The organism is Sulfitobacter sediminivivens, assembly GCF_042611115.2.
GTDB classification, from domain to species: Bacteria; Pseudomonadota; Alphaproteobacteria; order Rhodobacterales; family Rhodobacteraceae; genus Sulfitobacter; species Sulfitobacter sediminivivens.
This window is the reverse complement of record NZ_JBHGAR020000046.1, coordinates 1-8,026: the sequence shown is the minus strand read 5'-3', so window position 1 is coordinate 8,026 and position 8,026 is coordinate 1. Positions and strand designations below refer to the sequence as shown.

The following is an 8,026-nucleotide window of genomic DNA, read 5'->3' as shown; positions in this document are numbered from 1 at the left end:
TGGGCGCGGTAGGGTGCGCACACGGCCGCGCGTTCCTTGACATTGTAAATCGCCAGATCAACCTCTGATAAAACGCCGGGATTGGAAGCTCCCTGCACGGTCGCGACAATGTTGCGGGCCATATCACCAGTATAAAAGGCGTCCGCGCCGCCACTGGCCATCACGCGCAATGTGTCTGCATAGGCCTGATTGACCAACATGTCCCCGGGCTGCACCGCGACACCCTGAGGCAAAAAGTAGGCGGCAGTGGTCTCGGAACTCGACAACCTTTCCGCATCGTCAGCCACCAAACCCGCGAGCCGGGGTGACACCGCAAAACCGGCCTCGGCCAGATCAATCGCAGGGGTCAGCAAATCGGCCCAATCCGCATTGCCCCAACGCGCATGAACTTCTGCCAAAAGCGCAGGCGTTCCGGGCGTGCCAACAGACAGCCCGCCAACAACCGCATCAAAGAACCCTAGCGGTGCGCCATCTGCATCCTGAAACAACCGTGGTGTAGCAGCCAAAGGTGCTGTTTCGCGCCCATCCAGAGTGGTCACCGTCCCGGATGCGGCATCATACCAAACCAGGAACGCACCGCCCCCAAGCCCGGAAGATTGCGGTTCAACCAGCCCCAATACGGTCTGAACAGCCACCAATGCATCGGCCGCCGTTCCGCCACGCGCCAACACATCCGCACCGGCCTGAACTGCAAGCGGGTTTGCCGCCGCCACCATCCAGTTTTGCGCCACCACAGGGCGGCCTGCGGCCTTTTCATCAAGCGCGGCCATCGCCGCTGGTGACAACCCTTCAAATGCCCCGACACCTGCCGCTTCAGGTGCCACCGCATCTGCGGCCTGCTGGGCAAAAACCGCGCCTGCACAGGCAATTCCAATCAAAGAAAGTACAATACGCATCGTCGTCTTCTCCTCTATTGGGTTAAGTGTGATCTTGGGCCTCACAGCATCGATGGTACCACCTGATCCGGCGGGCGATGGCCATCATCAAACGTCTTGATGTTGATGATCACTTTTTCGCCCATCTCGATGCGCCCTTCCAATGTCGCCGACCCCATATGCGGCAACAACACAACGTTCTTCAGCTCGCGCAAACGCGGGTTGATGTGGGTGCCATGCTCATACACATCCAAGCCCGCGCCTTTGATCTCTCCGGCGCGCAACATCCGGGTCAGCGCGTTTTCGTCGATCACCTCACCGCGTGACGTGTTAACAATCACCGCTTCAGGCTTCATCAACTTCAACCTTCGCGCGTTCATCAAGTGAAATGTGCTTGGTGTATGCGGGCAATTGATGCTGATCACATCCATCCGGGAAACCATCTGATCAAGGCTCTCCCAGTAGGTCGCCTCCAATGCGGCCTCAGTTTGCTCATGCAGCCGTTTGCGGTTGTGATAATGCACCTGCATCCCAAAAGCATGTGCACGCCGTGCCACTGCCTGACCGATCCGACCCATGCCCAGAATGCCCAACCGTCGGCCCCCGATGCGCCCACCAAGCAATGCGGTCGGGGCCCACCCGTTCCATTCGCCTTTTTGCATCACCGCCATGCCTTCTCCCATGCGCCGCGTTACGGCCAGAATCAACGCCATGGTCATATCTGCGGTATCATCGGTCAACACGCCCGGCGTGTTGCTGACCAAAACGCCGCGCTGTCGGGCGGTGGCCACGTCAATATGATCAACGCCTGCGCCATAATTCGCGATCAGTTTCAAACGGTCTCCGGCCTGTCCGATCAAGGCGGCGTCAATATCGTCTGTGACGGTCGGTACCAGAATGTCTGCGGTTTTCATCGCCTCGCCCAGCTCGGTCCGGGTCATCGGCGTGTCGTCCTCGCGCAACCTGACGTCGAACAACTCGCTCAGCCGGGTTTCCACCACATCGGGCAACCGTCGCGTGACTACAACACTCAACCGTTTCTTTGTCATCTTTGCTCTCCCCGCACTTGGCGCACACGTCTTTGACAGGCATGGTGTCTTAACGCGCGACGAGGCACAAGAACCTCACGTTGCAAAAGAGCAAAACAACTAATATATCCGGCAGTGCAGGCAGCACCATGAAAACAATAACGCTTTTATGCGCCTTTATGGCGTCGATTATGATAATCACGCTTCAAACAGCGGCCCCCGCTGCTGCCGAAGGTGTGGGAACCGTCACCAATCTGCCTGTACCGCGTTTTGTCTCCATGAAAGCATCTGAGGGCAACGTGCGGCGCGGCCCGTCTTTGTCACACCGCATCGACTGGGTCTTTAAGCGTCGCGACATGCCTTTGCGCATCACCGCAGAGCACGGCCACTGGCGCCGCGTAGAAGACCGCGATGGCATGGGCGGATGGGTACACTATTCGCTTTTGTCGGGGACCCGCACCGTTCTTGTCGAACAGGACATGCTGGCCCTGCACGCGAGACCCGATGCAAATGCGCCCGTGACCGCAGCCCTTGAGTTGGGTGTTGTTGCACGGTTGGGCGATTGTGATCTGGAATGGTGTCAATTGCGTTCCGGCGGTTTCAAAGGGTGGGCACCCAAGGCCCGCATCTGGGGCGTCGCGCCGGGCGAACTGCGAAACTAGGCTTTATCGCTCGGCACTGCGCGACCAGCGATGAACCGACAGCGATTTCCCAACAGACGCCTTTGCGCGGGCCACCATCAACGCTATGCAGGTGGGGATTTGTTCGCCAAGAAAAGGGATCTTGCCATGCGCGCCATCACCTATGAAACCTTCGGCACAGCCCGCGATGTACTGAAATTGAAAGATATCCCCAATCCGGAGCCGAAAGCCGGTGAGGTGCGGGTCAAACTCGCATTTTCCGGCGTGAACCCCTCTGACGTCAAAGCCCGCGCCGGATCGCGGCCGGGCGTCACGAAACCAGCGTTTCCTCTGATCGTTCCGCACAGCGATGGCACCGGCGAGGTCGAGGCCGTGGGTGCGGGTGTCGACCCCGAGCGCATCGGTCAACGCGTCTGGGTCTGGAATGGCCAATGGCAGCGCAGCCATGGAACCGCCGCGAGCCACATCACCCTGCCCGCCCACCAAGCTGTTCCCCTGCCAAAAGAGGTCAGCCTGGAAGTCGGGGCCAGCCTTGGCATACCGGGGCTGACGGCATGTCATGCGGTATTTGGTGGCGGTGGCGTGGCAGGTGAAACGGTGCTGATCCAAGGGGGAGCGGGTACCGTAGGCCTTTTGGCCGTGCAGCTTGCCAAATGGGGCGGTGCGCGCGTTATCACCACCAGCAGCGAAAAGGACCGCGACCGGGTTATTGCCGCAGGTGCCGATGTGGTATTGAGCTACAATGACCCTGATCTGCCTGCGCAAATATTGGCCGCCAACGCGGGCAAACTGATTGAGACGATTGTCGAAGTAGAATTTGGCGCGAACATTGGAACCGATACAGAAGTGATCGCACCAAATGGCCGGATTGCCGCCTATGGATCGGCCAAAGAGATGCAGCCCGTGCTGCCGTTCTATCCGCTTTTGTTCAAAGCAGTGACCATCGACATCATGTTGATCTATTTGCTCCCCGGTGCGCAACGCGATACGGCCATCAACAGGTTACATCATGCCCTGCAAGATGGGGCGCTTGATTGTCCGGTTGAACGCGTGTTTGATTTGGATGAAACCATTGCGGCCCATGAAGCGGTTGAGGCAGGCGCACGCGACGGAGCAATCTTGGTGAATTGCCAGTCGTGAAGGGCGCAGAAGGCTCGGAAGACGTTCCTGCAACAATCATCAGGAAACCAAACCGCCAAATCGCTGCAGGTCAATTGCCAAGCAAGTGGGCCGTGCCTAGACTAACCCATTGATGTTTCTCTGCTGGATTTCATGATGCGCGTCCTCGCTTTCCTTGTCTGTCTCGCCCTGCCCTTTGCAGCGGCAGCACAAACCACAACCACGCAACCCAGCGGCACGATCAACATTGAGGACAGCGCCACATCGGACGCCGCCATTGCCAACCGCATCCGCGATATCCTTGGTGAGCTTGAGGGATACGAAGACATCAGTGTCACCGTATCCTCTGGGATCATCACGTTGCGGGGCACCACACTGGATACCAGTTCTGCAACCCGCCTCACCGAACTGGTCGGCCGGGTCGAAGGTGTGGTCGCCATCGAAAATGAAGTGCATGAAACCACAGATGTCGTTGAGCGGCTGAACCCCGCTGTCGCCCGGTTCAAAGCCCGCCTGACGCAGTTGATTGCCTTTTTCCCGCTGGCTCTGATTGCCTTTGGCGTTTTTGTCGCCGTCATCTTGCTGGGATTCGTGATTGCGCGACTGCGACAGCCTTGGGAACGTCTGGCCCCGAACGCCTTTATCGCCGACATTTACCGCCAGATCATCCGGCTTTTGTTCCTTATTGGCGGGTTGGTGATCGCACTTGATATTGTTGGCGCTGCGGCGCTGCTGTCGGGTATATTGGGTGCGGCCGGGATTGTCGGCCTCGCCATTGGTTTTGCCGTGCGCGACACGGTCGAGAATTTCATCGCATCCATCATGCTGTCGATCCGCCAGCCCTTTCGCCCCAACGACACCGTCGAAATCGAAGGTGACACCGGCAAAGTGATCCGTCTTACCAGCCGCGCCACGATCTTGCTCAGCTTTGATGGCAACCATATTCGCATCCCGAACGCGACCGTATTCAAAAGCAGGATCGTCAATTTTTCACGCAATGCAGAACGGCGGTTCACCTTTGCACTGACAGTCGCCCCTGACGCCGATCTGGATCAAGCCCGGCGTCTCGCCGCAGATACGCTCATCGCGTTGCCCTTTGTGCTCAAATCACCCGAAGCATCTGCATGGATTGAATCAGTGGATGATTTTTGGGTGACGCTGAACATGGCCGCTTGGATCAACCAGAATGAGACCGACATCGTTCTGGCCCGCAGTGAAGCAATACGGCTGACGCAGGCCGCCTTTGACAGCGCAGATATGTCCGCCCCGGTACCGAGCTATCGGATCGAAAACTTCGACGGCGTTGCTGCAAGACCCAGCAAACCTACGAAACCAGCCACAGATGAACCCGCAGCGACACCGGCCCCCGCTCAGGCTGTCAATGCAACAGCCGACGAAGAATTGACAAAAATCGTCGACCAGGAGCGCGCCGACCCGCAGCGCGACGATCTGTTGAGCGCACATGCGGACGAGGAATAGGAATTTTACGCAAAACGGGTCTTGCGTCCCGCGCCGCAGCCCACTAATTAGCGCCACAGTATTGGGGTGTGGCCTAGCGGTAGGGCAACTGTTTTTGGTACAGGAGATCGAAGGTTCGAATCCTTCCACCCCAGCCACGTATTTCTCAAACCAGACCCGATCCGCATTCCTGTCGCAGTAGCTCCGTGTTTTCCGTAGGTTACGGGGAGATGCCTCTTTTGCAGACGCTGACACAGCTCCCGAATGCCGCCAATACCCCCATTAGTCTGAGGTGGCCGTTTCCGCGATACCAGTGTGGGTGGTTTTGATCAGAGCGTCGCCAGCAGCGCGCGTTGTTCCGACCAGTCTGAGGGAATGCTATGACGCAAACACCAGTCGGATGTGAATCCCAATGGCTGTGTGCCGTTCAAGACACCGCGAATGAGATCTGGCGCAAGCAACGCCAGCTCAATCATCTGATGAATCCGGCGGGTCGATGTCCCTTCATCAACGGCTATCTGACCAAATGATTTGCCTGACTTGATTTTTTCAAACCAGTGATGCGCGGTGGCAATGTTCTTAATCAGCGCCTCATCTCGCGCGCCCGGCGCATCCGCAAAGATCAGTTTTGTCTCTACACCGCGTTTGCGTAACTGGAACGGCGCAGTGATGATAAGATGATCCTGCGGGAGGTCTTCCAGATCCTGTTCCAACAGTGCCCCGAGTTTCTCTGCTTTGATGAAGATGCTTACTTCACCGGGGCGCAGATCGATGCGCTCAATAAGATCCAGTGATGGTTTGATGTCTTTCCTGACACTGATCACTTGGACCTTGGCCCTGGCGGTAGCGATTGCTGATGCCGAGGCATCCGGAACGACCTTACCGATAAAGGATGACTTGTTGAGATGCTGACGCAGGACATGCGCCACCTTTGCCTCCAGCTCTTCTGCTGGCAATCGCCAGCCATCCGTGTTGGCCTCACCGCTGTTCCTGATCAAGCGATGGGACACATAATACCGCAGCCGCTCACCTGCTTTGGTCTTGGAATGTGAGGGCGTCAGGCGATCGCCAGTCTCATCAAAGAGCTTTTCACAAAGCAAGGACCTTTGCTTTGCCGTTTTGCGCGCCCTGCCCTTCGCCGCACCATCCTGCAGCATCTGCTGAATGCGCTCCCATCGATCCGGATCAATGATCGCACTGTGCTGCCCATCATGCACGTTTGCTTTGTGGCGGATGCGGCCCGCATAAATCGGGTTGGTCAGGAGATTGTGAATGTGGCCGCGTGAGAAGGTGATGCCTCCTGAGTGCTGCCCGTCAGCAGATGTCCGTTGCCTGCTGCGCAATCTCAGGTCATCTGCCGCAGCCTTCACCGCTCGGACTGTGCCATGCTGTTCATAAAGATCGTAGAGCATCCTGATGGTTTTTGCTTCCATCGCATTGATCTTGAGCGTGCGGCCGTCCGCGTCATAGCCAAGCGGCACCAACCCGCCCATCCACAGCCCCCGGCGTTTTGACGCGGCAATCTTGTCGCGTATGCGTTCCGCTGTCACTTCCCGTTCGAACTGTGCGAATGACAACAACATGTTGAGTGTCAGTCGCCCCATGCTGGTTGCCGTGTTGAACGATTGGGTAACAGAGACAAAGGACGCCTCGGCTGCATCCAGTGTATCGACGATCTTAGAGAAGTCTGCGAGGGAGCGTGTCAGGCGGTCGATCTTGTACACCACGATCTGATCAACCAGCCCGTCTGCAATGTCTTGCAGCAGCTGTTTGAGCGCTGGCCGTTCCAGCGACCCGCCAGATAGCCCGCCATCGTCATACTGCTCTGGCAGCAGCACCCAGCCCTCGTGCTTCTGGCTGGCGATGTAGGCAGCACAGGCCTCGCGTTGTGCATCGAGCGAGTTGAACTCTTGCTCCAGGCCGTCTTCAGATGACTTGCGGGTGTAGATGGCGCAGCGTAGCTTCTTCATACCCGTGCACCTGCTCTGCTGTTCAGGCCAAAGAACCGTGGGCCGGACCAAGTGGCCCCTGTGATGTGTTTGGCGATGGCGGAGAGCGACGACCATTTTTTCCCATCCATCTCAAAGCCGTCCTCCTTGACATGCACTTGATAGGTTCGGCCATTCCACTCACGCACAAGATGCGCCCCCGCGCTCAGCTTTGCAGGGGTCGCGGCGGCGATATCGTCACCCTGAGATATCTGCTTCAATGCGCGCCGCATCGCAGCTGGCAGCCCGCCCAGCGCCTTGCACTGAAGCTCATAGCGGATCGCCTTCTGCATGAACGGCACCGACAGATATGGAGGAGGAAGCGATCCAAAGACCGCCTCCCAATTCTGCAGCACCGCTGGCCGCTCAGGATTTGGATCACGCCCCATCGGTTGAAGCCGCTGCTGTGGTGGCCAGTTGCTCCGCTGGTACCGACAAGATGCGGAACTTCGACTTGCCGCCCTTGGCGGGCTTCTCAGCCGCCACCTCATAGCCAGCTTTGCGCAGCCCACTCATTGCCGCCCGCGTCGTATGCTGCTGCCAGCCCAGCTTTTCGCTCAGTGATTTGATGTCTGCGCCGGATTTGCTGCCCAGCAGTTTGATCAGCTGGTCTTTCTTGGTGGTTCGACTGCCAGTGGCAGATTTCAATTTGGTGATTGGTTTGGGTGCTGACTTCGTCATTTCCATTTCCTCAGATAATCGGCGGAGATATTCCGCTGCTACTGAGCAGAGCCCGGTCTGGCGGGCGACGCAGGCGAATGGGTCGCGGTGCAAAGACAGTACTGCTCCGGTAGCCGCAAAAGTCCAGTCAGTTAAGCAGAAAAATCAACACGAAGGGCGTATCTCGTTGAAAAACTCTTCCTTGATTGGCGCATGAACTGCTGATTCAATTCTTCCAAAGATTTGGAGGACTGGCT

Annotated in this window: 8 protein-coding genes and 1 tRNA gene; 4 read left to right on the top strand and 5 right to left on the bottom strand. The window is 57.7% G+C overall.

Annotated elements, in window-relative coordinates; all coding sequences use genetic code 11:
• On the bottom strand, positions 1-896 hold an 896-nt coding region (locus ACEWL3_RS20410), incomplete at its 3' end, for a gamma-glutamyltransferase (RefSeq protein ID WP_435001606.1).
• Between the two features lie 41 nt (positions 897-937).
• Complete coding sequence (locus tag ACEWL3_RS20405) at positions 938-1,924, bottom strand: 2-hydroxyacid dehydrogenase (RefSeq protein WP_386184903.1); 987 nt, start codon at positions 1,922-1,924, stop codon at positions 938-940.
• 170 nt (positions 1,925-2,094) lie between these two features.
• Between ACEWL3_RS20405 and ACEWL3_RS20400 the strand changes: the two genes are divergently transcribed.
• The 4 genes from ACEWL3_RS20400 to ACEWL3_RS20385 all read left to right on the top strand — a co-directional run bounded on the left by ACEWL3_RS20400 (position 2,095) and on the right by ACEWL3_RS20385 (position 5,279).
• Positions 2,095-2,565 (top strand): SH3 domain-containing protein, encoded by a 471-nt coding sequence (locus tag ACEWL3_RS20400; RefSeq protein ID WP_386184906.1) that lies wholly within the window; start codon positions 2,095-2,097, stop codon positions 2,563-2,565.
• 126 nt (positions 2,566-2,691) lie between these two features.
• Positions 2,692-3,684: an NADPH:quinone reductase gene (locus ACEWL3_RS20395; protein ID WP_386184908.1), complete on the top strand. Its 993-nt coding sequence runs from the start codon at positions 2,692-2,694 to the stop codon at positions 3,682-3,684.
• Positions 3,685-3,816: 132 nt separating this feature from the next.
• Positions 3,817-5,142 carry a mechanosensitive ion channel domain-containing protein gene (locus ACEWL3_RS20390; RefSeq protein WP_386184910.1) on the top strand — a complete coding sequence of 442 codons (1,326 nt, stop codon included), beginning with the start codon at positions 3,817-3,819 and terminating at the stop codon, positions 5,140-5,142.
• Positions 5,143-5,204: 62 nt separating this feature from the next.
• Positions 5,205-5,279, top strand: a tRNA-Gln gene (locus ACEWL3_RS20385).
• A 171-nt stretch (positions 5,280-5,450) separates the two neighbouring features.
• Here the strand turns inward: ACEWL3_RS20385 and ACEWL3_RS20380 are convergent.
• The 3 genes from ACEWL3_RS20380 to ACEWL3_RS20370 are packed head-to-tail and all read right to left on the bottom strand — an operon-like array spanning position 5,451 to position 7,790.
• Entirely contained in the window at positions 5,451-7,091 is a 1,641-nt protein-coding gene (locus ACEWL3_RS20380; RefSeq protein WP_386184914.1) for a recombinase family protein, read from the bottom strand.
• Positions 7,088-7,498: a DUF2924 domain-containing protein gene (locus ACEWL3_RS20375; RefSeq protein WP_386184916.1), complete on the bottom strand. Its 411-nt coding sequence runs from the start codon at positions 7,496-7,498 to the stop codon at positions 7,088-7,090. Before ACEWL3_RS20375 ends, ACEWL3_RS20380 begins: the two co-directional genes overlap by 4 nt.
• Positions 7,488-7,790 carry a DUF3489 domain-containing protein gene (locus tag ACEWL3_RS20370; RefSeq protein ID WP_386184919.1) on the bottom strand — a complete coding sequence of 101 codons (303 nt, stop codon included), beginning with the start codon at positions 7,788-7,790 and terminating at the stop codon, positions 7,488-7,490. The genes ACEWL3_RS20375 and ACEWL3_RS20370 overlap by 11 nt, the downstream gene beginning before the upstream one ends.
• Positions 7,791-8,026: the final 236 nt, after the last annotated feature.